This is a genomic window from Chitinophaga filiformis (assembly GCF_021646545.1).
GTDB classification, from domain to species: Bacteria; Bacteroidota; Bacteroidia; order Chitinophagales; family Chitinophagaceae; genus Chitinophaga; species Chitinophaga filiformis_A.
Map to the genome: position 1 here is coordinate 272,641 of NZ_JAKIRP010000010.1, position 24,311 is coordinate 296,951.

Here is a 24,311-nt window from a genome sequence, read left to right on the forward strand (position 1 = left end):
TGGTAGTCTGAATTTCCGGCCTTGCTGAGTTAAGCGGCCGGAGAAGGTCATTTTTACTATAAAAGTGACTATTTTTGCGTCTCGATTTTATTAATAATTAATTATACCCAATATGGGAAGAATATTTGAAGTAAGAAAGGCCACCATGTTTGCCAGATGGGACAGGATGGCCAAACAATTTACCAGGATAGGAAAAGAAATAGCGATTGCGGTGAAACAGGGAGGTCCTGATCCGGATAATAACCCCGCCCTTCGCAGATGTTTTGCCAACGCCAAAGGTGTTAACATGCCTAAAGACCGTGTAGAAGCGGCTATTAAGCGTGCAATGGGTAAAGACAAGACTGATTATGAAGAAGTTGTATATGAAGGATATGCTCCTCATGGAGTGGCAGTAATGGTTGAGACAGCAACCGATAACCCTACCCGTACAGTGGCCAACGTACGCATGCACTTCAACAAAGAAGGCGGTAGCCTGGGTAACAGTGGCTCTGTGGGCTTTCTGTTCAACCGTACAGGCGTTTTCAAGATAAAAAATGAAGGGCAGAACCTGGAAGAGCTGGAACTTGAGTTGATCGATGCAGGTCTGGAAGAAATAGGAGAAGATAGCGAAGGGAATATTATTCTGCACACGCCCTTTACCGAGTTTGGTAATATGTCAAAGGCGCTGGAAGAGAGAAATATTGTTCCAATCAGTGCTGAACTGCAGCGAATCCCTGCCACAACCGTTGAATTGAACGAAGAGCAGGCAAAGGAAGTGTTGACACTGATTGACCGTCTGGAACAGGACGACGACGTGCAGCAGGTGTTCCATAATCTGCGTTAATTATGTAATTACGATAAAAAGGAAAGGCCTTGTCTGAGACAAGGCCTTTCCTTTTTATTTCTTGATTGGTATATCAGAGCACGCGGCAAACTTCGCTTTCAATTACAAGACGTAAGCCTTTGCCATGAATAGTTTCCAGCTTAATGGTATTATCAAGTTTGAAGTGTTTGCGTATCCGTGTGAGATACACGTCCATACTGCGCCCGGTGAAGAAGTCATCATTGCCCCATACACTCAGCAAAATACCTTCTCTTTTCAATCGCTTGTTGGGATTGTCACATAGGAATTTCAGCAGTTCGGCTTCTTTCGGCGGCAGATTGATCGTTCCGCCGGTTGGCGGATGGTAGATTTTGAATTCACTATAGTTGAAAATAAGTGATCCAAGCTTAAACACAATCTGTTTATCGTTCTGCAGCAGACGGCTTCTTTTCATAAACACATCCATCCGGCACAGCAGTTCTTCCATGTTGAAAGGTTTCACCAGGTAATCATCCCCACCACATTCAAAGCCATTAAGCTTATCCTGCTCCATATATCGTGAAGTGGTAAATATGATGGGAACGTTATCATTCCTATCCCTGATCTCTCTTGCCAGTGCAAACCCATCCATACCAGGCATTACGACATCCAGTAAACAGATGTCGAATGGTCTTTCCAGGAAGGTATTCCAGCCTTCCTCTCCATCTGAGCAATGCACAACCAGATATCCAGCCTTTTCCAGGTGGCTCTTGATAACTTTGGCAAAAAAATGATCATCTTCTACTAACAGAACTCCTGCTTTCATAAATGGATTTGGGTTGATGGTTAATTTAGAAGTCAACTCCTGACAAGCTGTTACAAAATGACGAATTATTAACTGTTAACGTGGACTAAATGTTTATCCAATTTAGTTTTATTCTTTTAAATTTTGGCGGCACAACACCTATTATCTTCATTCATTTTCGTTCATTCCTGACCAAACGAAAAATATGCATGTCTAATATATTAATTATCACTCACAATAGGAAATAACATTTGGTTAATGTTATTTTCGAAGGGGACGATCACACTGCCATATTAAATAATTATTCAATTATATTTTAATTGATTTATCATGAAAGTATTTCATAATATTTGTATACTGCATTAACATCTTCTTAAACCTACAACTACATCTAAATGCAAAACGCAAGGCCCGGAAGCCTTGCGTTTCATTTTTTATAGTCAATATCCTTACTCTTCCACCATTTCCATTACTACTCTGATCAGATCTTCGACATTAGGCTTGGAGAAATAATCACCATCTGAACCGTATGCCGGGCGATGCGCCTGTGCACTTAAGGTCCTTGGCGCTACATCCAGCCATTTGTACCCGCCCTGCAGTTCCATCACCTGTTGGAACATATAAGCAGTACCGCCGCCAGGTACGTCTTCATCGACAAAGAGTATCCGGTTCGTTTTCTTCAGGGACTCTACTATCTTATGACCTGTGTCAAAAGGCAATAGTGTTTGAATATCAATTAGTTCACAGGAAACTCCCAACTTTTCTAATGTCTGAATAGCCTCTTCAATCACACGCAGTGTAGATCCGTAAGAAACAATTGTGATATCGGTCCCTTCATGTATTGTTTCCGGTACGCCCAGAGGCACGGTGAAGCTGCCCAGGTTCTGAGGTAATCGCTCCTTAAGTCTGTAGCCGTTGAGTGATTCAATCACCAGAGCCGGCTCATTGGCTGACAACAAAGTATTGTACATGCCTGCGGCTTGTACCATATTGCGCGGTACACAAACATTCATACCTCTTAAAGAACCCAGGATCATACTCATCGGAGAACCGGAATGCCAGATTCCTTCCAGCCGGTGCCCTCTGGTACGTACGATGATCGGACAATACTGGATACCTTTTGTACGGTATTGCAGGCTGGCCACATCATCACTAAGTGGTTGCAGTCCGTATATCAGATAATCAAGGTATTGTATTTCAGCGATCGGACGAAGTCCCCTAACCGCCATGCCTATCCCCTGCCCCATAATAGTCAGTTCGCGGATGCCTGTATCAAAGATCCGCTGTGTTCCGTGCTTCTGCTGTAAGCCGGCAAATCCCTGGTTCACATCTCCTATTTTTCCAACGTCTTCACCAAATGCGAACACTTTAGGGTTATTTTCTATCAGCTGATCGAAGTATTTGTTTAACACTTCATATCCGTTTACCGTAGCTGAATCATCACTATAAACTGCCGGCACTATCGGTACATTCAATGCAGAGTTTACACCTTCTGCATACAACAGGGAATTATAGTTTTCCTTTTCACGGCTGAGCAGGTCGTCATAAAAATGTTTCAGCGCATCCATGGCGGGCGCTTTAACCTTCTTATGATAAACCAATATGGTAGATGCTGTTTTAAGCACATCGCGCCTGAGTGGTTCACGATTTGCCTGCAGCTCATGCAGCAGATTATTTATCATTCCTGTATCTACACCTGGCAAAGCTGCTACAGCCTGACCATGCGCTATTACCTGCTGTACCTGTTGACGGATAGGCGTAATATATTTCTCCCATGCATTTTTACGGGCATCCTGTGCAACTGTTTTCGCCTCAGCTTCTATAGCAAGCAGCGTAGATTCATCGGCGAGTGCATTATCGAGTATCCACTGCCTCATCTGGTGGTTACAGTCGAACTCTTTTTCCCATGCCAGGCGCTCCTTGCTCTTGTAACGTTCATGAGATCCGCTGGTAGAATGCCCTTGCGGCTGAGTCATTTCCTCAACATGGAACAATGCTGGTATATGCGTTTCCCTGATCTTCCTGATGCCGGTCTCAAACACCTCACACATAGAAGCATAATCCCATCCTTTCACATTATATATATCGAAGCCGTTTGAATCTTCCGTTTTACGGAAACCTTCCAGGGCCGCACTTATCGAATCTTTAGTAGTCTGATATTTACGTGGAACTGAAATGCCATAACCATCATCCCATACAAAAACTGCTAACGGCACCTGCAGTACACCGGCGGCATTCATTGTTTCCCAGAAGTGACCTTCCGAAGTAGAAGCATCTCCGATAGTCGCAAAGCAAACCTCGTTACCGTTGTTAGATAGCGTTGAAAATTCCTTGAGCACTTCAACATCACGAAAAAGCTTGGAGGCAAACGCCAGTCCCAGGGCGCGTGGCATCTGTGCCGCTGTGGGCGACATATCCGTAGCTGTATTCTTAATCTGCGTCAGATCCAGCCAATTGCCATCCTTCCCAAGATTTGGAGTAGCGAAGTGGGAATTCATCTGGCGTCCACCTGAAAACGGCTCATTGGCCAGATCAGGATCGGCATACATCTGTGAAAAGAATTGTTCTGGTGTGGCAATACCACTGGCAAAAGCAAAGGTCTGGTCCCGGTAGTAACCTGAGCGAAAATCTCCAGGCTTGAAATACTTGGCCATGGCGATCTGCGCCACTTCCTTTCCATCTCCGAAAATACCGAACTTGGCCTTTCCTGTAAGTACTTCCTTACGGGCCAGCAGACTAACTTCCCTGCTTTCGCAAGCCAGGCGGTAATCATCCAGTACTTCCTTCCGAAATTCATCGAATGACAACCGGCTTTCCGTATTCATAGTCAGTTCATTGTTTTCTATCATGCCTCTTGGTTAAAGTACAAAAGTAAGGTTAATTATAGTTAATTATACAGTTGCAAAACGTTTGAAAATGTAACGCGTAAAATAATTTGATTTTTTTTAATAAGATTTTAATAAATTCTTTAGTGCTGCATTAATTTTGGCTGTAAATTTGTTATTAAGTTAAACGATGATCTATTTTTTAACCAATCGTTTTAAAACCACATTATACATGAAAAAATTCATCTTATCCCTATTTGCGAGCATGCTGTTAACCACTGCTCTCTGGGCGCAAACACAGACCGGCAACCCTGTTGATGCCAAAGTGAAATTCAAACAGGAAACTATCGATTTTGGTAAAACTAAACTGAATAAACCAGTATCAGTTGATTTCGAATTTACCAATACTACAAAAGAACCTGTTTTGATCGAAACAGCACGTGCAAGCTGTGGTTGTACCACTCCTAGCTGGACTAAAGAACCAATCCTGCCAGGTAAAAAAGGTAAAATCACTGCCAACTATTCCGCAAACAGCGTAGGCCAGCAGAATAAGACTGTTTGGGTAAGATTAAAAGGTGTTGATCAGGATAAAGAACTGCACCTGACTGGTACTGTTGAAAACTAATCAATCAATACAGATACTACCCGTATAAGTGATATAAAAAGGCCTTGCAGCTGGAGCTGTAAGGCCTTTTTATTGCAGCCCTGACAGATTCCACGCTGGACTTCGCCCGCATATCCCCTAATATCAACTACCTTTGTATACTCAAAATCAAGACAATTTATGCCTACCATTAGTAAGAGGGGGGAACAAATGCCTCCTTCTCCTATCAGGAAGTTGGTCCCTTATGCGGAAGCAGCTAAAAAGAAGGGAACCAAAGTCTATCATCTCAATATCGGGCAACCGGATATTGAAACACCAAAACCAGTACTGGATGCTGTACGCCACTCAGAGTTCAAAGTACTTGAATACAGCCACAGCGCAGGCAATGAAAGTTACCGTCGTAAACTGGTTACTTACTACGAGCGGTTTGGCATCAAGCTGAATCACCAGCAGATCATTGTTACTACAGGTGGCTCAGAAGCCATTCTTTTTGCCTTCATGGCCTGCCTGGATGCAGGAGATGAAGTACTCGTACCAGAGCCATTTTATGCCAACTACAATGGTTTTGCGGTTGAAGCCGGAATCCATGTACGTACTATAACAGCTAACATAGAAAGCGGATTTGCTTTGCCAGCCATGGATGCTTTTGAACAGGCAATCACGCCACGGACCAAAGCGATAATGATCTGCAATCCCAATAATCCCACCGGCTATCTGTATAGCAAGGAAGAACTTTCCGTGCTAAAGGAGCTGTGTTTGAAACATAACCTCTATCTGTTCTCTGATGAAGCATACAGAGAATTTTGCTATACAGGAGAGCATTTTTCCGCAATGAACCTCGAAGGCCTGGAAGATCATGTTATTCTCATGGATACTATCTCCAAGCGCTACAGTGCCTGCGGCGGAAGAATTGGCGCCCTTGTTACGAAAAATCAGACAGTGCTTGATGCTGTCATGAAATTTGCCCAGGCAAGGCTTAGCCCACCTTCTTTTGCCCAGATCGCAGGTGAGGCGGCAGTAGATCTTCCACTGGATTATTTTGATGGAATAAAGGCCGAATACCAGGCGCGCCGGGATATACTGGTAAAGATGCTGAACGATATTCCAGGCGTATTCTGTCCTAACCCGGGTGGCGCATTCTATGCAATAGCAAGATTACCCATTGACAATGCTGATAAGTTCTGCCAATGGCTGCTGGAATCCTTCTCTCATGAACAGCAGACGGTAATGCTGGCTCCTGCTACAGGATTCTACGCAACGAAAGGATTGGGGGCCAATGAAGTCCGGTTAGCATACGTACTGAATAAGGAAGACCTTAAAAAGGCTATGATCTGCCTGGCGAAGGCACTGGAAGTTTATCCTGGAAGGGTAGCTATAAAGGAAGAACTACTGGAGGGAAAGATATAGAAGGTGTGAGATAATCATATTATAAATAAGTACATATAATATGATTATCGCCTTTTTTTACATTTTGGTCCAAAAAACGCTCTTTTTTTACATTAAGAAAAATAATATGTACAACATTTTTCGTCAAGATTCGATTTTTAGTAAGAAAAATGTTTTTTACGTTAATTTTCTTTGTATCTTTGAACTGCGAAAGGCACCTGAACAGGTCGAAGGGAATGGAAGAGAAGAGATAACGAAACCTTGTTTAGCATAAATTTAACCTTAATAATTTCAGGAAGCGTTTTATAATTCTGAACTTTGAGTTATTAACATTCAGAAAGGAATTATCAACTTTTTGTAAAAAAGTTTAAGATATACTAAAACGTTTTAGCTAAATACCGTATTTTTGTATCAGTTTTTCATAACGTGGAATTTATAAAGGCAAACGGCTCTGATCACAGAGCCGTATTTTTTTGCCCAATACCCTCAAATAATATTGATAATCAACGATTAAAGAAAATCATAAATCTCCAATCCCTGCTTTAACCTTTAAAAATCTATATAAAAAAAGAGGCGGCCTGTAACCAGGACCGCCTCTTTCAATTTATCTAAAGAAGATTACATGTTCTCTTTAATCATATTAAAGAAGTCATCGAACAGATAACGACTATCATATGGCCCCGGAGTGGACTCAGGGTGATATTGTACCGAAAATGCCGGTTTGTTCTTAATACGGATACCTTCTATTGATGAATCATTCAGGTTGACGTGCGTCACCTCTACCGTTTGGCTCGCAGCTATCGCTTTTGGATCTACAGCAAACCCATGGTTTTGAGTGGTGATCTCACAACGTCCTGTCGCCAGGTTCTTAACCGGATGGTTCAAACCTCGGTGACCATGATGCATTTTGTAGGTAGGAATATCATTGGCCAGCGCCAGCAACTGATGTCCGAGGCAAATACCAAACATTGGTTTGTTGGCATTCAGGATCTTTTTAACCGTATCTACTGCATATTTCAGTGGCGCAGGATCACCAGGACCATTTGAAATGAAATAAGCATGTGGTTTGAACTTCTCACACTCCTCGAAAGCTGTATCTGTAGGGAATACCTGCAGGTAAGCACCTTTTTCGGACAAACACTTCAACATGTTCCTTTTCACTCCATTGTCAAGCACCGCAATACGGATATCAGCCGCAGGATCGCCTACATTGTAGGCTTCTTTCGTTGACACTTCAGCACATAGCGCCAGGCCTTCCATGGAAGGAACTTTCTTCAATTCGGCCTTTAACTGCTCAACATCCAGGATCTCCGAAGAAATGATACAGTTCATCGCTCCTTTACTGCGGATATGTGCAACGAGCGCTCTGGTATCCACATCGTAGATAGCCACAAGATTGTTATCAACCAGGAACTTCTCCAGTGAGCCGTCAGCCATCTGACGGGAATAATTATAAGCAATATTCTTGCATATCAATCCACTGATCTTCACACTGTCACTCTCTACGTCGTCTTTCTTCACGCCGTAATTACCTACGTAACAGTTATTCATGATCAGTACCTGGCCTTTATATGAAGGATCCGTAAATACTTCCTGGTATCCTGTCATTCCAGTGTTAAAACACAATTCACCGGCGGCGGTGCCAATTTTACCAAAAGCTTTTCCCTGATATACCGTACCGTCGTCTAACAACAGTATGGCTGGCTGGATCGATCTAGTCTGAGGCATGCTTATTTTTTCGTTTTAAAAAATCGTGCAAAGTTATTGAATAAAAGATTAACAATCGAGATTTCTCCCGACAAATTGTTAATCTTTACCCTCAATTATTTGACATGAATCGATTTTATAATACGATGTGCGGTCGCAGCAGCAGTAGTGTCATCTTCCCGGTAACGGATTACTACTTCCCAACGATGCGGGCCATTTACAAGTAATAAATTACAGAAAGAAAGCCTGATACCGCTCTTGTAATTAAAACTGCCTTCCTGCAGCAGGGCGTTCATCCCACTCTGCATAATGGTATCTGTCTTATACTTCAGATCTGAGATCTCCTCATTCTTCTTCATCTCGCTGGCGGTGGCAGCCCCTGCAATCTCCAGGTCGTTGGAGACATTTGGCCGGAAGCTGTACATATTTACTTCAACCTGCATCCCCTCTTCTACCCTGTTCCTGTAGCTTTTAGCGTACTCAACGAACTGGGCCACTTCAGGAGCGAGTGGCTTGTCATTCACTCCAAGATGCATCGGCGTGCTGATTTCAATAGTCTGCCTGCCTATTTTCGCCGTCTCCCAGGAAGAATACAGCCATGCCTTATTTATTTTCGGATAAATCAGGTTGAACACCACACGCTTGCCAATATAGCCACCCGCTACCGCCGCCAGGCCAATTACCAGTATTACAGTGATGATTGCTCCGCGCCGGCCAGCCCATGCTAAGTACTTTTGTTGCAGTTCGCCCAGGTGGTTTTTCCTGGCTTTTTTGGGCTTAACTCCTTTTTCCCGCTGGAAGTCTTCAAAGGTTCCTTCAGGTCGTTTTAGCTTCCATTCAGCATAGTTAGCAGGCAACTTTTTGCCACATTCAGCGCAAAAGGTGAGAAACTCTGATTTGAGCTCATTGTAATGCCCACAGCTTTTACATTTCAGGTAAATCATAAGATATAGAGCGATTTTTAAACGGATCTTCCCGTACAATTTCCAATACAAGCACGATATTACAAAAAAATATAATTAATCTACATTATGGTTTTACAGTACTCTGGAAATCAAGCAAAAAAAAATCCCGGAGTAATCTCCGGGATTCCTATGAATTGAAGCAAACTAAAACTATTCAGCTGCTTTTTCTTCAGTTGCTGCTGTGCCTTCTTCAGTAGCTTTTTTCTTGCTACCACCAGCACGGCGTGTTTTCTTGGCAGGAGCTGCTTCTTTCTCAGCTTTACCACCGTAGATCTCGTTAAAGTCAACCAGTTCGATCAGCGCAGTTTCAGCGTTGTCACCAACACGTTTGCCTAACTTGATGATACGGGTATAACCACCAGGACGGCTAGCGATCTTTTCGCTGATAGCACCGAACAGTTCCTTGATGGATTCTTTATCCTGCAGATAGCTGAACACAATCCTACGGTTGTGGGTAGAATCGCTCTTTGCTCTTGTCAGCAATGGCTCAACGTATACACGCAGTGCCTTAGCCTTAGCCAGGGTAGTAGTGATACGTTTGTGCTTGATCAGCTCCATTGCAAGATTAGCCATCAGGCTCTTGCGGTGTGCGGCAGTTCTGCCGAGGTGGTTTAATTTTACTCCGTGACGCATGACATTTTGTTTTTGATTCCCCTGTACCGTGTCAGGAATTACAGGGTACTTATTTAGATATTAATTCTTCTATTCTTCGTCTAACTTCAGTTTGGACAGGTCCATACCGAAATGTAAACCTCTTTCGTTCAGTACCTGCTCAATTTCGCTGAGGGATTTCTGACCGAAGTTTCTGAACTTCATCAGCTCTTCCTGTTCGTACTGTACCAGTTCGCTCAGGGAGTTGATTTTAGCAGCTTTCAGACAGTTGAAAGCACGAACGCTCAGATCCAGATCTTCCAGCGGCGTTTTCAGTATCTTACGCAGCTGCAGTGTCTGTTCGTCTACAACATCTTCTTTCTCAGTGTCTTTAGTATCGAAGCTGATGTTCTCATCAGTGATGATCATCAGGTGTTGGATCAGGATGCGGGAAGCCTGTTTTACAGCTTCTTCCGGGTGGATGGTGCCATCTGTGATCACTTCCATGATCAGCTTCTCATAGTCAGTCTTTTGTTCCACACGGGTATTCTCGATGCTATATTTTACGTTCTTGATAGGCGTAAAGATAGAGTCGATAGCGATGTAACCGAAAACGGCATCTTTAGGTTTGTTCTCTTCAGCTGGCACATAACCACGGCCTTTACCGATAGTCAGCTCAATGTCCAGCTTTGCAGATGGATCCAGCGTACAGATAAGCAATTCAGGATTCATGATCTGGAAAGCACTGGTAGCTTTTTCGATCATGTCAGCGCGGAACTCAGTTTTTCCTTTAATAGAAATCTGAATCTTTTCGTTGCTAACTTCGTTCTCAACGATACGTTTGAAACGCACCTGCTTAAGGTTCAGGATGATTTCAGTTACGTCTTCAGTGATTCCTTTTAAAGTTGCAAACTCGTGATCTGCACCTTCTATCTTTATTCCCACAATGGCATAACCCTCCAGAGACGATAGCAGCACGCGACGCAGCGCGTTACCCACAGTCACCCCATAACCCGGTTCTAACGGCCGGAATTCGAATTGAGCTTCAAAGTCAGTAGACTTCTGCAAAACGATCTTATCAGGCTTTTGGAAATTCAGAATTGCCATTGATATGTTAAGTTTAATTGTTTATGTAAAACTGCCTTTAGCCATTAACATGCAGCCCTTAGTAACCTACGTAAAATTATTACGTCGGCAACTAATGACCCATGCTTAACGGCTAAAGACATATTATTATTTAGAGTACAATTCTACGATCAGCTGCTCCTTAATGTTCTCAGGAACGCTCTCTCTCTCTGGATATGCAATGAAAGTACCTTTCATTTCTTTCTCATTCCAATCCAGCCAGCTGAATTTAGGATTCTTACCACGAATGTTGCTGGTAATAGCAGTGTTAGTTGCTGCAGATGGTTTCAGTCCGATGATATCACCTGGTTTCAGCTGATAAGAAGGGATGTTCATTACTTCACCGTTAACAGTGATGTGTTTATGAGAAACCAGCTGACGGGCAGCAGGACGGGAAGGAGCGATACCAAGACGGAATACCGCGTTATCCAGACGAGCCTCCAGTAATTTGATCAATACTTCACCGGTAACACCTTTACGACGGTTAGCCTCAACGAACAGATTAGCGAACTGACGCTCCAGTACACCATAAGTGTATTTCGCTTTCTGTTTTTCACGCAGCTGCAGCGCGTATTCACCCAGCTGTTTACGCTTACGGGTTACACCATGCTGACCCGGAGGGTTGCTGTTCTTACCTAAATACTTACCGTTTCCTAAAATCGGTTCTCCAAAAATTCTGGAGATCTTGGTCTTTGGTCCTGTATACCTTGCCATGTTATTTGTTAGATTTTTTAGTTCCGGTATATGATCTTTAAAAAATCTTAAACCTGATCATACACCCATTATTAATAAAAGTCTTAAACGGCAATTCGAAAGCAGGAAGCGGAAGCTAAGTCCAACTCTCCACTTTCGAAATACCGCAAATTATATCGATCCTATACCCTTCTCTTCTTAGGAGGACGGCAACCGTTGTGAGGTAAAGGAGTAACGTCTTTGATCATGTTAACCTCGATACCGGAGTTAGCGATAGCACGGATAGCACTCTCACGACCAGCACCAGGGCCTTTTACAAAAACATCTGCTCTTTTCAGACCTGCTTCCATTGCTGTTTTAGCAGCGTCAGAAGCAGCCAGCTGAGCTGCATAAGGAGTGTTCTTCTTAGAACCCTTGAAGCCCATTTTACCTGCAGTTGACCAGGAAATAACCTGACCCTGCTTGTTGGTAATGCTGATGATGATATTGTTGAAACTAGCAGAGATGTGTACATCACCGTAGTTATCTACTTTAACTACCCTCTTTTTGTTAGCAGCAGTTTTTGTATTTGTTGCTTTTGCCATAATTATATAAAATTCCAGGTTCCAGGTTCCAGATTCCTCTTGCCATATATACGACTACTGGAAACCGGAACTTGTTATTTGTATTATCAAGTTTATTTCTTAGGCGCTTTCTTTTTACCTGCAACCGTTTTACGTTTACCTTTACGGGTACGGCTATTGGTACGGGTACGCTGGCCTCTCAACGGTAAGCCCTTCCTGTGACGAAGACCGCGATAACAAGCGATATCCAATAAACGCTTGATATTCATCTGTACTTCAGAACGCAGCTGACCTTCTACCTTAAACTCACTGTTAATGATGTTACGGATAGCAGCCTGCTCATCATCGTTCCAATCCTTAACTTTCTTGTTCAAGTCTATACCAGACTTCTCCAGAATATACTGAGCGGTAGAACGACCAATACCAAAGATGTAGGTCAGGCCAATTTCTCCACGTTTATTTTTAGGAAGATCGATACCGGCTATACGTGCCATATTTGTATTTTAATTTACTTGTTATGTATTAATTGATTATCCCTGACGTTGTTTAAAACGGGGATTCTTTTTGTTGATCACCAACAATTTACCCTTCCTGCGCACAATTTTACAATCTGCACTTCTTTTTTTTATGGAAGCTCTTACCCTCATAAGTTATAAGTTATAAGTCTGTATTATTATTTATATCTGAATATTATTCTGCCTCTGCTCAAATCGTATGGACTCATCTCGACCCCCACTTTGTCACCAGGCAGGATGCGGATATAGTGCATTCTCATCTTCCCAGAAATGGTAGCTAAAATCTCGTGCCCGTTCTCTAACTTAACTCGGAACATAGCGTTAGACAAGGCTTCTAGTATTATTCCATCCTGTTTAATGAGTGCCTGTTTTGCCATAAAAATTTTTAGGACTGCAAAGATAGCGAAATCTTAAGAAAAAGAAAAATTAATCAAATAAACGTGAATAATTAATTGTGGATAATATTTCAATTTCACGCTTACTCATTAATTATCAATAGCTTGAGTTCAATGCTGAATTATTTTTTTCAGCCTTCTCTATCCCCTCAAAAGACGAAAGTATGTCAGGTTTCCCCTTCATTACCGCCACGTTATGCTCAAAATGAACGGAAGGCTTCTCATCGCGGGTGATCACCGTCCACCCATCTTCCATGTATTCTACCTCTTTTACCCCCAGGTTGATCATCGGCTCAATTGCGATCACCAATCCTTCTTTCATGATCGGACCACTTCCACGCTTCCCGTAATTAGGAACCTGTGGATCTTCATGGAGATTACGGCCCAGGCCATGTCCTACCAGCTCACGCACCACGCCATAACCACGTTGCTTTTCCGTATGTTCCTGGATGGCATGAGCGATATCACCGATACGGTTACCCGCTACAGCCTTCTCAATACCTTTATAAAGGGCTTCTTTAGTAGCCTTCATCAGCGCCAGCACCTCCGGTTTCACATTGCCAATGGCGAATGTATAGGCACTGTCGCCGTGATATCCGTTCAATAATACACCTACATCTACGCTCACAATGTCTCCATCCTGTAACACGTAGGAATTTGGAATACCATGTACCACCTCGGCATTCACAGAAATACAGCAGCTCTTTGGAAATCCCCTGTAGTTCTTGAAAGATGGCACCGCCCCGTTTGCCACGATGAATTTCTCCACTATAGCGTCGATATCAAGGGTGGACATTCCCGGTTTCAGATGCTTAGCCACTTCTTCCAATGTAGCACTCACCAATAATGCGCTTTTGCGCATCAGCTCAATTTCTTCCTTCGTTTTATAATGCACCATACTAAAAAAAGCGGGTTGGAAAGTACTTAAAAGATGAAGCCACGCAAGCATAAAACCATCAGATACGACTCTGTTGGTCTTATGCTTCTGTGGCTTTTATACCAGGTAGCCTGGATTAATCAGACGTTAGCCGGAGCTGTTCTTCCTTTAATCCGACCTGTGCTCATGAGCCCATCGTAATGGCGCATCAGCAGCTGGCTTTCTATTTGCTGGAGCGTATCCAGGATAACGCCCACCATGATCAGCAGAGATGTACCTCCGAAGAAGGTAGCGAAGTTGCTGTTGATATTCACCGCTGCTGCTATACCAGGCAGGATACCTACCAGTGCCAGGAAGAATGCGCCTGGCAGCGTGATACGATCCATTACGGCGCCGATATAGTCGGCAGTAGCCTTACCAGGCTTAACACCCGGAACGAAACCATTGTTACGTTTCATTTCATCCGCCATAGAGGTCGGATTGAATATCAATGCAGTATAGAAGTAAGTGAACACTATTACCAGTACAGCGTAGATCAGGTTGTACCAGCCGTTGGTGTGATCACTGAAGATACGGATGAATCCGGATCCGCTGTCTGTAGCAAAACCAATCGCTGTAGCCGGAATAAACATGATCGCCTGGGCAAAGATGATCGGCATTACACCGGCAGCATTTACTTTCAGCGGAATGAACTGGCGTACACCACCAAACTGTTTGTTACCAACTATACGTTTTGCGTAGTTTACAGGGATCTTACGGGTACCTTGCACCAGCAGGATCAGACCGATAGTGATCAGAACAAACACTGCCAGCTCTATCAGGAACAGCATCGGGCCACCGTTGCTCTGGGCATTCCTGGAGGAGAACTCCTGGATGATAGCCTGTGGCAGACGGGCAAGGATGCCGACCATGATTATAATAGACGTACCGTTACCGATACCTTTGTCTGTGATTTTTTCTCCCAGCCACATTACAAACAGGGTACCTGCTGTAAGTACGATGGTAGTGGTCAGCCAGAAGAAGGCAGAACCATATTCAGGAATAATGGAACCGGCAGATTGCTGTTTCAGGAAGGCAACATATGCGCTCGCCTGGAAACCGGTTACTATTACTGTCAGTACACGGGTGTACTGATTAATCTTTTTCCTACCGCTTTCGCCTTCTTTCTGGAGTTTCTGAAAATAAGGCACGGCAATTGTAAGCAGTTGTATGGCTATGGATGCAGAGATATAGGGCATTATGCCAAGGGCAAAAATGGACGCCCTGGAGAATGAACCTCCAGCAAACATATTGAACAGTCCCAGGATACCTTTCTCTGACTTGTTGGCAAACTCTCCCATACCCAAACTGTTGGCATCGATACCGGGTAACGCGATATAGGATCCTACACGATAGATGAGGACAAGAAGCAATGTGGTGAGAATGCGGTTACGCAAATCCTCGATGCTCCAGATATTCTTAATCGTTTCGATAAATTTCTTCACAGGAAGATGAATGTTTAATATTCAAAATTTCATCCCGCCCCTCAGGCGAGACCAAATTCCGAACCTGCATTAGCTGCTATCCAGTAACTCTGGCCGGGATTTGTGTTGTTTTCTCTGGCTTGATAAAATGTGAAAAGACGCACTACTCCGTAGGCGTCTCCTCAGTCGTGAAATCTTATACCAGCTCTACCGTTCCACCCGCTGCTTCTATCAGCTGCTTGGCTTTTTCGCTGATCGCATTCACTTTTGCGGTTACTTTAGCCTTCAGTTCTCCCTGACCCAGGATCTTCACTTTCGCGGTCCTGTTGATCAACCCATTCATGTACAGGTTTTCCAGAGAGAAGTCCTGCAGACCATATTTTTCAACCAGGTGATCGATCTGACCGATGTTAAATACCTGGTATTCAGTAGGATTTAAGCTCTTGAAACCACGTTTAGGCATACGACGCTGAATTGGCATCTGACCACCTTCGTGACCTCTTTTGCTCTGATAACCAGCACGTGACTGACCACCTTTATTACCTTTTGTAGATGTACCACCTTTACCGGATGCTTCACCACGACCAAGGCGCTTCTCTTTATGTACGGAACCCTTTGCAGGTTGTAACGTATGCAGATTCATTTCTAATTGTTTTTACTTACGCGGAAATTAACCGCTCGCTTTAAAATGTAAAATGTTATTCGTAAATCTTCGGATATAAATGTAGGATTATTTCCCGGGTAATAAAATTTATTACGCCTGTTCTCCTTCAACTTTTACCAGATGATTCACTTTACGCACCATACCCAGGATCTGGGGAGTAGCTTCCACTTCTACAGTGGCGTGCATTTTTTTCAGTCCCAGCGCCCTCAGGGTGAGTTTCTGGCGTTCAGGACGGTCTATACCACTTTTAACTTGAGTGATCTTGATCTTTGCCATTGTTATTTGAATTGCCACTTTACAATTTGCCAGAACAGAATACCTGTCCTGCCTAACTGGATAGTGTTATTATCCGTTAAATACTTTCTTCAGCGATACGCTTCTGGTTTTTGCTATCTGGATCGGCTCACGCAGGAGGCCTAATGCCTTGAATGTAGCTTTTACCACGTTGTGCGGGTTAGCAGAACCCAGGGACTTTGCCAGAACGTCGGTGATACCTGCGCTTTCCAGAACGGCACGCATTGAACCTCCGGCGATCACACCAGTACCATGAGCCGCTGGCTTGATCAGCACCTTAGCAGCACCTTCTTTAGCCAACTGGTCGTGAGGAATAGTACCGTGCATCACCGGAACCTTGATCAGGTTCTTCTTGGCATCGTCGATACCTTTGGTGATAGCTTCCTGCACTTCCTTAGCCTTACCCAGACCGTGTCCTACTACACCGTGCTCGTTACCTACTACTACCAGGGCAGAAAAACTGAAAGTACGTCCGCCTTTGGTGGTTTTGGTAACACGGTTGATAGCCACTACCTTCTCTTTCAGCTCCAGGTCACCGGCCTTTACTCTATTAAATGTATTCTTTGCCATTTTTTTACTTGCGAATTACGATTTAATCAATTTCGATATTAGAATTGGAGGCCAGCTTCTCTGGCACCATCAGCTACGCTCTTTACGCGACCATGATACAGATAACCACCGCGGTCAAAAATACAGGTTTCAATACCTAATGATTTTGCTTTGGTAGCCAGTGCAGCACCTACGAGTTTAGATTTCTCGCTCTTGGTACCTTTCTGTGCCTTGATATCTTTATCACGGGAAGAAGCAGCAGCCAAAGTAACACCATTGGTATCATCTATCAATTGCACGTAAATATCGCTATTGCTGCGAAATACAGATAATCTCGGCTTCTGTGCAACACCCACCACCTTTTTACGAATGCGGTAGCGGATCTTCTGTCTCCTATTAACTTTTGTACTCATTTCTCTTTCATTTTTATTCATTCCGATACTGCCGGAATGGTGTTGAATTAGCTAATTGACGATACCGCCAATTAGCTAACTAAAAATTATTTACCTGCAGACTTACCTGCTTTCTTACGAACCACTTCATCACTGTAGCGAACACCTTTACCTTTGTAAGGCTCTGGTTTACGCAGACTACGGATTTTAGCAGCTACCTGACCTAACAGCTGGTTGTCAATACCTTCCAGCATGATCTTAGGGTTAGCACCTTTTTCAGTAAGGGTAGATACTTTCAGTTCTTTAGGGATCTCAACAACGATGTTGTGAGAGTAACCTAAAGACAGGTCCAGTAACTGACCGCTGTGAGCGGCTTTATAACCCACACCCACCAGTTCAAGTTGTTTCTTGAAACCGTCTGTAACACCTGTCACCATGTTGGCGATCAGTGCGCGGTACAGACCATGCAGTGCACGGTGACGGATCTGGTCAGTAGGACGTACTACTGTCAGAACGCCATCCTTCACTTCTATCTTGATATCCCTGTCGATGTTCCTTTTCAGTTCACCTTTTGGGCCTTTTACAGTCAGCTCATTAGCAGGGGAAACAGATACTGTTACACCGCTGGCCAATTTGATAGGACTTTTACCTATACGAGACATAATTGCAGTTTTTACTGTTATGTTTGGATTAGATCTCTTCCGTGTTCAGCGCCGTATAGAAAGCTTAATTGTCAGAAGGTCCATTTGGTTTCTCCCTGTTGTTGACAGCCATAACCGGATACCAGTCTGTGTCATCAACGGGCATATATATTAATAAACGTAGCAAACAACTTCTCCGCCAACGTTTTGAGCTTTGGCTTCTTTGTCGGTCATTACGCCCTTGGAAGTAGAGATGATAGCAACACCTAAACCATTCTTGATACGTTTGAAATCAGCTGGCTTAGAATATTGACGTAAACCTGGACGGCTGATACGCTGCATATCAGTGATAGCAGGTACTTTGGTCTGTGGGTCATATTTCAGAGCTATCTTGATAACGCCCTGTTTAGTATCTTCTTCAAATTTGTACTTCAGGATGTAACCTTTGTCGTACAGTATCTCGGTGATACGTTTTTTCAGTTTGGAGGCAGGAATTTCCACAATCCTGTGGTTGGCCATTTGCGCGTTCCGGATTCTGGTCAGGAAGTCTGCTATTGGATCAGTAACCATTGTTCTTAAAATTTAAAAACTATTTTACAATGCGATATCCAATCAGTAATAGATAGGAAAATCAAATAACTAATGCCGGTTTGTCCTGAAGTACTGTTTTACAGGTATTCGGGAACTGGTGTTGGCTTACCAGCTTGCTTTTCTTACGCCAGGGATTTTACCAGCCAGGGCCAGGTCGCGGAACATGTTACGACACATACCGAACTGACGCATGTAACCTCTTGGACGGCCGGATAGCTGACACCTGTTGTGCAGGCGAACAGGAGATGCATTCTTTGGAAGTAAGTCCAGTGCAGCGTAGTTACCTTCTGCTTTCAGGGTAGCACGCTTTTCTGCAAACTTAGCAACCAGTGCAGCTCTCTTCCTCTCACGGGCTTTTACGGATTCTCTTGCCATGTTAAGTTTATGATTCCAGTTATAAATTCCAAATTCCAAACCCTTTCAGGGATTGGAATTTGCTATCAGATATTATTGATTATCCTTTTTGATATTCTTGAACGGCATACCCAGTTCTTTCAGCAGCTCATAAGCTTCTTCGTTGGTATTAGCCGTAGTAACAAAAGTGATATCCATACCGGAGATCTTTGTTACTTTATCGATATCGATCTCAGGGAAAATGATCTGCTCAGTGATACCCAGGGTATAGTTACCGCGGCCATCGAAAGCTTTTTCATTCACACCTTTGAAGTCACGTACACGAGGCAGGGAAACTGCGATCAAACGATCCAGGAAGTCGTACATATTGTTACCACGCAGTGTTACGCGGGCGCCAATCGGCATGTTCTTCCTCAGTTTGAAGTTAGAGATATCCTTTTTGGACATAGTAGCGATTGCTTTCTGACCAGAGATACGGGTCATCTCGTCAACAGCAATATCTACCAGCTTTTTATCTCCAACAGCGCCATTGATACCCTGGTTCAGACAGATCTTAACCAGACGGGGTACCTGCATTACGCTTTTGTAGTTAAATTTCTTTTGCAGTGCGCTAATTACTTCAGTACGGTATTTAGCCTGCAGTCTGGGTGTATATGTAGTGTTTGCCATTATTTAATTACCTCCCCTGATTTTTTAGCTATACGAACTAATTTACCGTTATCACGCTGCCTGCTTACTTTGGTAGGTTTACCAGCCTTAGCATCCCATAACATTACATTAGAAATAGCGATAGGAGCCTCCTGCTTAACGATACCACCTTTGGTGTTCTGAGCAGTTGGTTTGGTATGTTTGGTGATGATGTTCACACCTTCTACCAGAACGCGTGCCTTGTCAGGAATCACTTCCAGCACCTTGCGGGGCTTGGTCCTGTCCTTGTCATCACCGGCAATCACCACTACCGTGTCGCCTTTCTTAATGTTGAACTTAGGCTTGAATCTCGTTTTCATTATTTGTTTATTTAAAACGCCAAGCGAAACACCTGCTTCGCTTGATTAATATTGTCGTTTTTGAAACGGGCTGCAAAGATATGCTTTTAAGCTGAAAGCACAAAGCCTAAAGGTTGTAACTTTTGGCTTTATGCTTTCAACTCTCTATAATGCTTTGATTTACAGCACCTCGGGAGCCAGAGAGATAATCTTCATGTATCCCTTATCGCGCAGCTCACGGGCAACCGGACCGAAAATACGGGTACCGCGTGGCTCGTCAGAGTTGTTCAGCAATACAACGGCATTATCGTCAAAACGGATGTAAGATCCGTCTTTACGGCGCAGCTTGTTTTTTGTTCTTACGATAACAGCTTTGGTTACCATACCTTTCTTTACGCCACCACCTGGGATTGCATCCTTCACAGTCACAACGATCTTGTCACCCACTTTAGCGTAATCCTGGCCTGAGTTGCCTAATACCCTAATACACAGTACCTCTTTGGCACCGCTGTTATCAGCCACATTCAGCCTTGATTCTTGTTGTATCATCTTATGAGATTTGTAAGTTGTTTAGTCAGCGGCTCAACCCGGGATTGCCGGAAGGAGCTTGAAACACATAATTATTTTACTTTTTCGATAACTTCTACCAGTCTCCAGCATTTGTTCTTGCTCAGAGGGCGAACTTCCATGATTCTAACGGTATCGCCAATGCTGCACTCGTTTTTCTCGTCGTGCGCCATGAACTTGGTAGTTTTCTTAACGAACTTACCATAGATAGGGTGTTTCACCTTACGCTCAACGCTTACAGTGATAGTTTTCTCCATCTTGTTGCTGGATACCACACCAATCCTGGTTTTTCTTAATTTTCTTTCGATCATTGTTGAAAGTATTTACTCTTCAACCCTCCCGCTTTCACGACAGGATTAATGAATTTTATTATTTAGGCTTGTGCGCCCAGTTCTCTTTTGCGCAGCTCGGTTTTCAGCTGTGCGATCTGACGCCTGAGAGAGCGGATGCTCATTGGATTCTCGATCGGCGTAATTGCATGACTGAATGTAATTTTCTTCAGGCGTAATTGTTCCTCAGAGATTTTCTCTCTCAGGTCCTGGTCGCTTAAACCTTTCAGATCCAGCTTATCTTTTGCCATTGTTTTATAAAATTTCTGGTTTATCGTTTATAGTTATCTCTCGTTGCGTTTGCATTCCTGCAGGTTGCCGGATTATGCAACGTAATCGGGACGCACTACAAATTTCACTTTGATTGGCAGTTTCTGTGCAGCCAGCTCCATTGCTTCTTTAGCTACCTGTAAAGGAACACCATCCGCTTCAAATAAGATACGGCCTGGTTTCACTACTGCAGCCCAATGGTCAGGAGCACCCTTACCTTTACCCATCCTCACTTCCAGTGGTTTGGCGGTAATAGATTTATCCGGGAATATACGGATCCACACGTTACCTTCACGTTTCATATGCCTGGTCAGAGCCACCCTGGCAGCTTCAATCTGCCTGTCGGTGATCCACTTAGGTTCTAATGCTTTCAGACCGAAACTACCAAAGGAAATCGCCGCGCCGCGCTTAGCGTTACCTTTGATGCGGCCTTTATGCATCTTCCTGTGTTTCGTTCTCTTTGGCTGTAACATCTTGGTATTAGTTAATTGTTAATGTTAATTGTTAAGTAAGCTTATCTGCGGCCACCACCACGATTGTCACCACCTCTTCTTTCGCCACCGCCGCGGTTGTCACCGCCTCTTCTTTCACCACCACGGTTATCGCCACCTCTTCTTTCGCCACCACCTGTACGGCCTTCACCGTCTTTAGCAGAAATAGCGTTCGGATTCAGATCGCGCTCACCCAGTACTTCACCTTTACAGATCCATACCTTGATACCGATCTTACCATATACAGTCAGTGCGAACAGAGAAGCATAATCGATGTCCATACGGAAAGTGTGCAAAGGTACACGACCCTGCTTCATTTCTTCTGAACGGGCAATTTCAGCACCACCTAAACGGCCACCTACTTTAACCTTGATACCTTCAGCTCCCATTCTCAGCGCAGTCGCGATAGCCATTTTGATCGCACGTTTATAGTTGATACGGCTTTCGATCTGCTTGGCGATGGTTTCAGCTACGATGTTTGCATCTATTTCCGGACGACGGATCTCCAGGATGTTGATCTGTACGTCTTCTTTTCCTGTCAGTTTCTTCAGCTCTTCCTTGATGCGGTCTACCTCTCCACCACCTTTACCTATGATGATACCAGGTTTAGATGTATGAATGGTGATGATCAGTTTACCTAAAGTTCTTTCAATCACTACTCTGGAAATGCCGCCTTTGTTGATACGGGCATTCAGGTAAGTTCTGATCTTGTTATCCTCGATCAGTTTGCCAGCAAAGTCCTTCTTGCCGCCATACCAATTGGAGTCCCATCCTCTGATGATACCTAACCTGTTACCAATAGGATTTGTTTTCTGACCCATGTTCTGGTTTATTTGTCTATTAGATAAATAGTTTTAGTTTCTTTTATTTTGCTTCCACTGCAGGACGGCTGTCAACAACGATTGTTACATGGTTGCTTCTCTTGCGAACACGATAACCTCTACCCTGTGGCGCTGGACGCATTCTCTTCAGGATACGGCCGCCATCAACGAAGATGGTTTTAACATGCAGGTTAGCATCTTCCGCTCTTGTACCTTCGTTCTTCACTTTCCAGTTAGCAACGGCAGACAACAGCAGTTTTTCCAACGGAACGCTGGGATGCTTAGGATGGAATTTCAAAATATTCAGAGCTTTTTCTACATCCAGACCACGGATCAGATCCGCCAGCAAACGCATTTTGCGGGTAGATGTAGGATTATTGTTAAGCTTAGCTACTGCTTCCATTTTCTATTATAATTTGTGATTTGAGGTTCGAAGTTTGGGTTTAGAGGTGAATCAAAACCTCAAACTTTAAACTTCAAACGATTTACTACATTTTCTTGTTAGCGTGTCCTTTAAAGTTGCGGGTAGGTGCAAATTCGCCCAGTTTATGACCAACCATGAATTCAGTCACGTATACAGGGATGAACTTGTTACCATTGTGTACCGCAAATGTGTGGCCTACAAAATCAGGCGTGATAGTAGAACGACGGCTCCAGGTCTTGATAACAGTACGCTTGGTGCCTTCATTCATTTTCTCAACTTTCTGCTCTAATTTCTGGTCAACGTAAGGACCTTTTTTTATGGAACGACCCATGTCTTGTTGTTTTTATTCCTGATCCGCTTTACCAGTTCCGCTTTTGCGTTCTCTGCGTCAGCGGAACTGTTAAGGCGTTAAGTTTTATAATTTCTTACCGTTTTTCCTGCTGATGATCAGTTTATCAGAGCTCTTATGCGGCTTTCTTGTCTTCAGACCTTTCGCATATTTGCCTGTTCTGGATCTTGGGTGACCACCGGAAGATTTACCTTCACCACCACCCATCGGGTGATCCACTGGGTTCATCGCCACACCACGGTTGCGAGGCTTGATACCTCTCCAACGGTTAGCACCTGCTTTACCGATGGACTGCAGCGCGTGATCTGAGTTGGAAACAGTACCTACAGTTGCAGCACAAGTGATCAACACTTTACGCAGTTCACCAGAAGGCATTTTCAGTACGGCATACTTTTCTTCCTTGTTGGACAGCTGAGCATAAGTACCGGCGCTTCTCGCGATAGCACCACCTTTACCAGGCTGTAACTCGATGTTGTGAACAACAGTACCAAGTGGCATGTTCTTCAGCACCAGTGCATTACCAACTTCCGGAGCTGCATCAGGACCGCTCAGTACGGTAGCACCTACCTGCAGACCCTGAGGAGCCAGGATGTAACGTTTTTCACCATCTGCATAGTTCAGCAGAGCGATGAATGCGCTACGGTTTGGATCGTATTCGATAGTCTTAACTGTAGCCGGAATGTTGTGTTTATCACGTTTGAAATCTATGATACGGTAGTGTTGTTTGTGACCACCACCAATGTAGCGCATAGACCTTCTACCCTGTACGTTTCTACCGCCGGATTTCTTAACAGGCTCCAGCAGGCTTTTTTCAGGAGTATCCGTGGTCAGCTCTGCGTACGCGTTGCCTATTTTCCAACGGGTACCGGCTGTCATCGGTTTGTATTTCTTCAGTGCCATGATCTAGTGTCGTGTTTAACTAGTTTCTATTATAAAAAGTGATCTGCATATACATCCATCATCCTGTAGTTAACAGGAATGAGCACTATATGTTAGCATACAGATCTATAGTTTCTCCCTGAGCCAGTGTAACAACCGCCTTTTTGTAAGAAGGTTTTTTACCAGCGATGAAGCCAGCCTTAGTAAAGCGCTGTTTAGCCTTACCCGGCATTACGGCAGTATTCACTTCAGCTACGGTTACACCGTAAAATTCTTCCACTGCTTTTTTGATCTCCAGTTTGTTGGATTTTTTATCCACGATGAAGTAGTAGCGGTTGAATTTATCAGTGGCTTTGTTCACCTTTTCACTTACCACCGGTTTGATTAAAACGTCTGAAAGTCTCATCTTTTATAG

34 protein-coding genes are annotated in these 24,311 nt (G+C 43.8%); 3 read left to right on the forward strand and 31 right to left on the reverse strand.

Going from position 1 to position 24,311, the window contains the following annotated elements; genetic code table 11:
• Positions 1 to 112 precede the first annotated feature (112 nt).
• Positions 113 to 823 (forward strand): YebC/PmpR family DNA-binding transcriptional regulator, encoded by a 711-nt coding sequence (locus tag L3C95_RS22855; RefSeq protein WP_089835233.1) that lies wholly within the window; start codon positions 113 to 115, stop codon positions 821 to 823.
• Between the two features lie 73 nt (positions 824 to 896).
• On the opposite strand, the gene L3C95_RS22860 is transcribed toward L3C95_RS22855, so the two are convergent.
• On the reverse strand, positions 897 to 1,607 hold the full coding sequence (locus L3C95_RS22860; RefSeq protein ID WP_236391054.1) for a response regulator transcription factor: 711 nt from the start codon (positions 1,605 to 1,607) through the stop codon (positions 897 to 899).
• Positions 1,608 to 2,035: 428 nt separating this feature from the next.
• Positions 2,036 to 4,435 (reverse strand): thiamine pyrophosphate-dependent enzyme, encoded by a 2,400-nt coding sequence (locus tag L3C95_RS22865; RefSeq protein WP_236391056.1) that lies wholly within the window; start codon positions 4,433 to 4,435, stop codon positions 2,036 to 2,038.
• A 208-nt stretch (positions 4,436 to 4,643) separates the two neighbouring features.
• Here L3C95_RS22865 and L3C95_RS22870 point away from each other — a divergent pair, with 208 nt between their 5' ends.
• Entirely contained in the window at positions 4,644 to 5,036 is a 393-nt protein-coding gene (locus L3C95_RS22870) for a DUF1573 domain-containing protein (protein ID WP_236391058.1), read from the forward strand.
• Positions 5,037 to 5,195: 159 nt separating this feature from the next.
• Positions 5,196 to 6,422 carry a pyridoxal phosphate-dependent aminotransferase gene (locus L3C95_RS22875; protein WP_236391060.1) on the forward strand — a complete coding sequence of 409 codons (1,227 nt, stop codon included), beginning with the start codon at positions 5,196 to 5,198 and terminating at the stop codon, positions 6,420 to 6,422.
• Positions 6,423 to 7,019: 597 nt separating this feature from the next.
• Here the strand turns inward: L3C95_RS22875 and carA are convergent.
• The 29 genes from carA to rplW all read right to left on the reverse strand — a co-directional run bounded on the left by carA (position 7,020) and on the right by rplW (position 24,302).
• On the reverse strand, positions 7,020 to 8,129 hold the full coding sequence (gene carA, locus L3C95_RS22880) for a glutamine-hydrolyzing carbamoyl-phosphate synthase small subunit (RefSeq protein ID WP_149695111.1): 1,110 nt from the start codon (positions 8,127 to 8,129) through the stop codon (positions 7,020 to 7,022).
• Positions 8,130 to 8,224: 95 nt separating this feature from the next.
• A complete protein-coding gene (locus tag L3C95_RS22885; protein WP_236391062.1) occupies positions 8,225 to 9,052 on the reverse strand; it encodes a hypothetical protein in 828 nt (275 codons plus the stop codon).
• Between the two features lie 171 nt (positions 9,053 to 9,223).
• Complete coding sequence (rplQ, locus tag L3C95_RS22890) at positions 9,224 to 9,706, reverse strand: 50S ribosomal protein L17 (protein WP_236391064.1); 483 nt, start codon at positions 9,704 to 9,706, stop codon at positions 9,224 to 9,226.
• Positions 9,707 to 9,775: 69 nt separating this feature from the next.
• Positions 9,776 to 10,771: a DNA-directed RNA polymerase subunit alpha gene (locus L3C95_RS22895; RefSeq protein WP_089835240.1), complete on the reverse strand. Its 996-nt coding sequence runs from the start codon at positions 10,769 to 10,771 to the stop codon at positions 9,776 to 9,778.
• A 126-nt stretch (positions 10,772 to 10,897) separates the two neighbouring features.
• Positions 10,898 to 11,503 (reverse strand): 30S ribosomal protein S4, encoded by a 606-nt coding sequence (rpsD, locus tag L3C95_RS22900; RefSeq protein WP_236391066.1) that lies wholly within the window; start codon positions 11,501 to 11,503, stop codon positions 10,898 to 10,900.
• Between the two features lie 161 nt (positions 11,504 to 11,664).
• Complete coding sequence (rpsK, locus tag L3C95_RS22905) at positions 11,665 to 12,066, reverse strand: 30S ribosomal protein S11 (RefSeq protein WP_110054730.1); 402 nt, start codon at positions 12,064 to 12,066, stop codon at positions 11,665 to 11,667.
• Positions 12,067 to 12,158: 92 nt separating this feature from the next.
• The gene (rpsM, locus tag L3C95_RS22910; RefSeq protein ID WP_089835243.1) at positions 12,159 to 12,539 is read right to left on the reverse strand and encodes a 30S ribosomal protein S13; all 381 of its coding nucleotides are present in this window, start codon (positions 12,537 to 12,539) and stop codon (positions 12,159 to 12,161) included.
• Between the two features lie 36 nt (positions 12,540 to 12,575).
• Complete coding sequence (gene rpmJ, locus L3C95_RS22915) at positions 12,576 to 12,692, reverse strand: 50S ribosomal protein L36 (protein ID WP_012789310.1); 117 nt, start codon at positions 12,690 to 12,692, stop codon at positions 12,576 to 12,578.
• A 26-nt stretch (positions 12,693 to 12,718) separates the two neighbouring features.
• The gene (gene infA, locus L3C95_RS22920) at positions 12,719 to 12,937 is read right to left on the reverse strand and encodes a translation initiation factor IF-1 (protein WP_012789309.1); all 219 of its coding nucleotides are present in this window, start codon (positions 12,935 to 12,937) and stop codon (positions 12,719 to 12,721) included.
• 115 nt (positions 12,938 to 13,052) lie between these two features.
• Complete coding sequence (gene map, locus L3C95_RS22925; RefSeq protein ID WP_236391068.1) at positions 13,053 to 13,853, reverse strand: type I methionyl aminopeptidase; 801 nt, start codon at positions 13,851 to 13,853, stop codon at positions 13,053 to 13,055.
• A gap of 119 nt (positions 13,854 to 13,972) precedes the next feature.
• A complete protein-coding gene (gene secY, locus L3C95_RS22930; protein WP_236391070.1) occupies positions 13,973 to 15,316 on the reverse strand; it encodes a preprotein translocase subunit SecY in 1,344 nt (447 codons plus the stop codon).
• Positions 15,317 to 15,491: 175 nt separating this feature from the next.
• The gene (rplO, locus tag L3C95_RS22935; protein WP_089835246.1) at positions 15,492 to 15,938 is read right to left on the reverse strand and encodes a 50S ribosomal protein L15; all 447 of its coding nucleotides are present in this window, start codon (positions 15,936 to 15,938) and stop codon (positions 15,492 to 15,494) included.
• Between the two features lie 111 nt (positions 15,939 to 16,049).
• Positions 16,050 to 16,235: a 50S ribosomal protein L30 gene (gene rpmD / locus L3C95_RS22940; protein WP_089835247.1), complete on the reverse strand. Its 186-nt coding sequence runs from the start codon at positions 16,233 to 16,235 to the stop codon at positions 16,050 to 16,052.
• Between the two features lie 69 nt (positions 16,236 to 16,304).
• On the reverse strand, positions 16,305 to 16,823 hold the full coding sequence (gene rpsE / locus L3C95_RS22945) for a 30S ribosomal protein S5 (RefSeq protein ID WP_106604070.1): 519 nt from the start codon (positions 16,821 to 16,823) through the stop codon (positions 16,305 to 16,307).
• Positions 16,824 to 16,861: 38 nt separating this feature from the next.
• Entirely contained in the window at positions 16,862 to 17,215 is a 354-nt protein-coding gene (rplR, locus tag L3C95_RS22950) for a 50S ribosomal protein L18 (RefSeq protein WP_089835441.1), read from the reverse strand.
• Between the two features lie 86 nt (positions 17,216 to 17,301).
• On the reverse strand, positions 17,302 to 17,856 hold the full coding sequence (gene rplF / locus L3C95_RS22955) for a 50S ribosomal protein L6 (RefSeq protein WP_236391072.1): 555 nt from the start codon (positions 17,854 to 17,856) through the stop codon (positions 17,302 to 17,304).
• A 150-nt stretch (positions 17,857 to 18,006) separates the two neighbouring features.
• Positions 18,007 to 18,405, reverse strand: coding sequence for a 30S ribosomal protein S8 (gene rpsH, locus L3C95_RS22960; protein ID WP_199657749.1), 399 nt, complete (start codon positions 18,403 to 18,405; stop codon positions 18,007 to 18,009).
• 126 nt (positions 18,406 to 18,531) lie between these two features.
• Positions 18,532 to 18,801 carry a 30S ribosomal protein S14 gene (gene rpsN, locus L3C95_RS22965; RefSeq protein WP_199657750.1) on the reverse strand — a complete coding sequence of 90 codons (270 nt, stop codon included), beginning with the start codon at positions 18,799 to 18,801 and terminating at the stop codon, positions 18,532 to 18,534.
• A 72-nt stretch (positions 18,802 to 18,873) separates the two neighbouring features.
• Positions 18,874 to 19,449 (reverse strand): 50S ribosomal protein L5, encoded by a 576-nt coding sequence (gene rplE / locus L3C95_RS22970; RefSeq protein WP_236391074.1) that lies wholly within the window; start codon positions 19,447 to 19,449, stop codon positions 18,874 to 18,876.
• Positions 19,449 to 19,787 (reverse strand): 50S ribosomal protein L24, encoded by a 339-nt coding sequence (gene rplX / locus L3C95_RS22975; RefSeq protein WP_106604075.1) that lies wholly within the window; start codon positions 19,785 to 19,787, stop codon positions 19,449 to 19,451. Before rplX ends, rplE begins: the two co-directional genes overlap by 1 nt.
• Before the next feature lie 159 nt (positions 19,788 to 19,946).
• Positions 19,947 to 20,315, reverse strand: a complete 369-nt coding sequence (gene rplN / locus L3C95_RS22980) for a 50S ribosomal protein L14 (RefSeq protein ID WP_012789297.1) — start codon at positions 20,313 to 20,315, stop codon at positions 19,947 to 19,949.
• 71 nt (positions 20,316 to 20,386) lie between these two features.
• Entirely contained in the window at positions 20,387 to 20,644 is a 258-nt protein-coding gene (gene rpsQ / locus L3C95_RS22985) for a 30S ribosomal protein S17 (RefSeq protein ID WP_199657752.1), read from the reverse strand.
• A 62-nt stretch (positions 20,645 to 20,706) separates the two neighbouring features.
• Positions 20,707 to 20,913, reverse strand: a complete 207-nt coding sequence (rpmC, locus tag L3C95_RS22990) for a 50S ribosomal protein L29 (RefSeq protein ID WP_110054718.1) — start codon at positions 20,911 to 20,913, stop codon at positions 20,707 to 20,709.
• Between the two features lie 72 nt (positions 20,914 to 20,985).
• A complete protein-coding gene (gene rplP / locus L3C95_RS22995) occupies positions 20,986 to 21,405 on the reverse strand; it encodes a 50S ribosomal protein L16 (RefSeq protein WP_012789294.1) in 420 nt (139 codons plus the stop codon).
• A gap of 41 nt (positions 21,406 to 21,446) precedes the next feature.
• Positions 21,447 to 22,244, reverse strand: coding sequence for a 30S ribosomal protein S3 (gene rpsC / locus L3C95_RS23000; RefSeq protein WP_236391076.1), 798 nt, complete (start codon positions 22,242 to 22,244; stop codon positions 21,447 to 21,449).
• A gap of 43 nt (positions 22,245 to 22,287) precedes the next feature.
• Positions 22,288 to 22,647, reverse strand: coding sequence for a 50S ribosomal protein L22 (gene rplV, locus L3C95_RS23005; RefSeq protein ID WP_236391078.1), 360 nt, complete (start codon positions 22,645 to 22,647; stop codon positions 22,288 to 22,290).
• Positions 22,648 to 22,732: 85 nt separating this feature from the next.
• A complete protein-coding gene (gene rpsS, locus L3C95_RS23010; RefSeq protein ID WP_089835258.1) occupies positions 22,733 to 22,999 on the reverse strand; it encodes a 30S ribosomal protein S19 in 267 nt (88 codons plus the stop codon).
• 84 nt (positions 23,000 to 23,083) lie between these two features.
• Positions 23,084 to 23,917 carry a 50S ribosomal protein L2 gene (gene rplB / locus L3C95_RS23015; protein ID WP_199657756.1) on the reverse strand — a complete coding sequence of 278 codons (834 nt, stop codon included), beginning with the start codon at positions 23,915 to 23,917 and terminating at the stop codon, positions 23,084 to 23,086.
• Positions 23,918 to 24,002: 85 nt separating this feature from the next.
• Positions 24,003 to 24,302 (reverse strand): 50S ribosomal protein L23, encoded by a 300-nt coding sequence (rplW, locus tag L3C95_RS23020; protein ID WP_089809394.1) that lies wholly within the window; start codon positions 24,300 to 24,302, stop codon positions 24,003 to 24,005.
• Positions 24,303 to 24,311: the final 9 nt, after the last annotated feature.

Coding starts and splice junctions, on each gene's coding strand:
- L3C95_RS22855 (WP_089835233.1), top strand. CDS start 113: ATGGGAAGAATATTTGAAGTAAGAAAGGCCACCATGTTTGCCAGATGG.
- L3C95_RS22860 (WP_236391054.1), bottom strand. CDS start 1,607: ATGAAAGCAGGAGTTCTGTTAGTAGAAGATGATCATTTTTTTGCCAAA.
- L3C95_RS22865 (WP_236391056.1), bottom strand. CDS start 4,435: ATGATAGAAAACAATGAACTGACTATGAATACGGAAAGCCGGTTGTCA.
- L3C95_RS22870 (WP_236391058.1), top strand. CDS start 4,644: ATGAAAAAATTCATCTTATCCCTATTTGCGAGCATGCTGTTAACCACT.
- L3C95_RS22875 (WP_236391060.1), top strand. CDS start 5,196: ATGCCTACCATTAGTAAGAGGGGGGAACAAATGCCTCCTTCTCCTATC.
- carA (WP_149695111.1), bottom strand. CDS start 8,129: ATGCCTCAGACTAGATCGATCCAGCCAGCCATACTGTTGTTAGACGAC.
- L3C95_RS22885 (WP_236391062.1), bottom strand. CDS start 9,052: ATGATTTACCTGAAATGTAAAAGCTGTGGGCATTACAATGAGCTCAAA.
- rplQ (WP_236391064.1), bottom strand. CDS start 9,706: ATGCGTCACGGAGTAAAATTAAACCACCTCGGCAGAACTGCCGCACAC.
- L3C95_RS22895 (WP_089835240.1), bottom strand. CDS start 10,771: ATGGCAATTCTGAATTTCCAAAAGCCTGATAAGATCGTTTTGCAGAAG.
- rpsD (WP_236391066.1), bottom strand. CDS start 11,503: ATGGCAAGGTATACAGGACCAAAGACCAAGATCTCCAGAATTTTTGGA.
- rpsK (WP_110054730.1), bottom strand. CDS start 12,066: ATGGCAAAAGCAACAAATACAAAAACTGCTGCTAACAAAAAGAGGGTA.
- rpsM (WP_089835243.1), bottom strand. CDS start 12,539: ATGGCACGTATAGCCGGTATCGATCTTCCTAAAAATAAACGTGGAGAA.
- rpmJ (WP_012789310.1), bottom strand. CDS start 12,692: ATGAGGGTAAGAGCTTCCATAAAAAAAAGAAGTGCAGATTGTAAAATT.
- infA (WP_012789309.1), bottom strand. CDS start 12,937: ATGGCAAAACAGGCACTCATTAAACAGGATGGAATAATACTAGAAGCC.
- map (WP_236391068.1), bottom strand. CDS start 13,853: ATGGTGCATTATAAAACGAAGGAAGAAATTGAGCTGATGCGCAAAAGC.
- rplO (WP_089835246.1), bottom strand. CDS start 15,938: ATGAATCTGCATACGTTACAACCTGCAAAGGGTTCCGTACATAAAGAG.
- rpmD (WP_089835247.1), bottom strand. CDS start 16,235: ATGGCAAAGATCAAGATCACTCAAGTTAAAAGTGGTATAGACCGTCCT.
- rpsE (WP_106604070.1), bottom strand. CDS start 16,823: ATGGCAAAGAATACATTTAATAGAGTAAAGGCCGGTGACCTGGAGCTG.
- rplR (WP_089835441.1), bottom strand. CDS start 17,215: ATGAGTACAAAAGTTAATAGGAGACAGAAGATCCGCTACCGCATTCGT.
- rplF (WP_236391072.1), bottom strand. CDS start 17,856: ATGTCTCGTATAGGTAAAAGTCCTATCAAATTGGCCAGCGGTGTAACA.
- rpsH (WP_199657749.1), bottom strand. CDS start 18,405: ATGGTTACTGATCCAATAGCAGACTTCCTGACCAGAATCCGGAACGCG.
- rpsN (WP_199657750.1), bottom strand. CDS start 18,801: ATGGCAAGAGAATCCGTAAAAGCCCGTGAGAGGAAGAGAGCTGCACTG.
- rplE (WP_236391074.1), bottom strand. CDS start 19,449: ATGGCAAACACTACATATACACCCAGACTGCAGGCTAAATACCGTACT.
- rplX (WP_106604075.1), bottom strand. CDS start 19,787: ATGAAAACGAGATTCAAGCCTAAGTTCAACATTAAGAAAGGCGACACG.
- rplN (WP_012789297.1), bottom strand. CDS start 20,315: ATGATACAACAAGAATCAAGGCTGAATGTGGCTGATAACAGCGGTGCC.
- rpsQ (WP_199657752.1), bottom strand. CDS start 20,644: ATGATCGAAAGAAAATTAAGAAAAACCAGGATTGGTGTGGTATCCAGC.
- rpmC (WP_110054718.1), bottom strand. CDS start 20,913: ATGGCAAAAGATAAGCTGGATCTGAAAGGTTTAAGCGACCAGGACCTG.
- rplP (WP_012789294.1), bottom strand. CDS start 21,405: ATGTTACAGCCAAAGAGAACGAAACACAGGAAGATGCATAAAGGCCGC.
- rpsC (WP_236391076.1), bottom strand. CDS start 22,244: ATGGGTCAGAAAACAAATCCTATTGGTAACAGGTTAGGTATCATCAGA.
- rplV (WP_236391078.1), bottom strand. CDS start 22,647: ATGGAAGCAGTAGCTAAGCTTAACAATAATCCTACATCTACCCGCAAA.
- rpsS (WP_089835258.1), bottom strand. CDS start 22,999: ATGGGTCGTTCCATAAAAAAAGGTCCTTACGTTGACCAGAAATTAGAG.
- rplB (WP_199657756.1), bottom strand. CDS start 23,917: ATGGCACTGAAGAAATACAAACCGATGACAGCCGGTACCCGTTGGAAA.
- rplW (WP_089809394.1), bottom strand. CDS start 24,302: ATGAGACTTTCAGACGTTTTAATCAAACCGGTGGTAAGTGAAAAGGTG.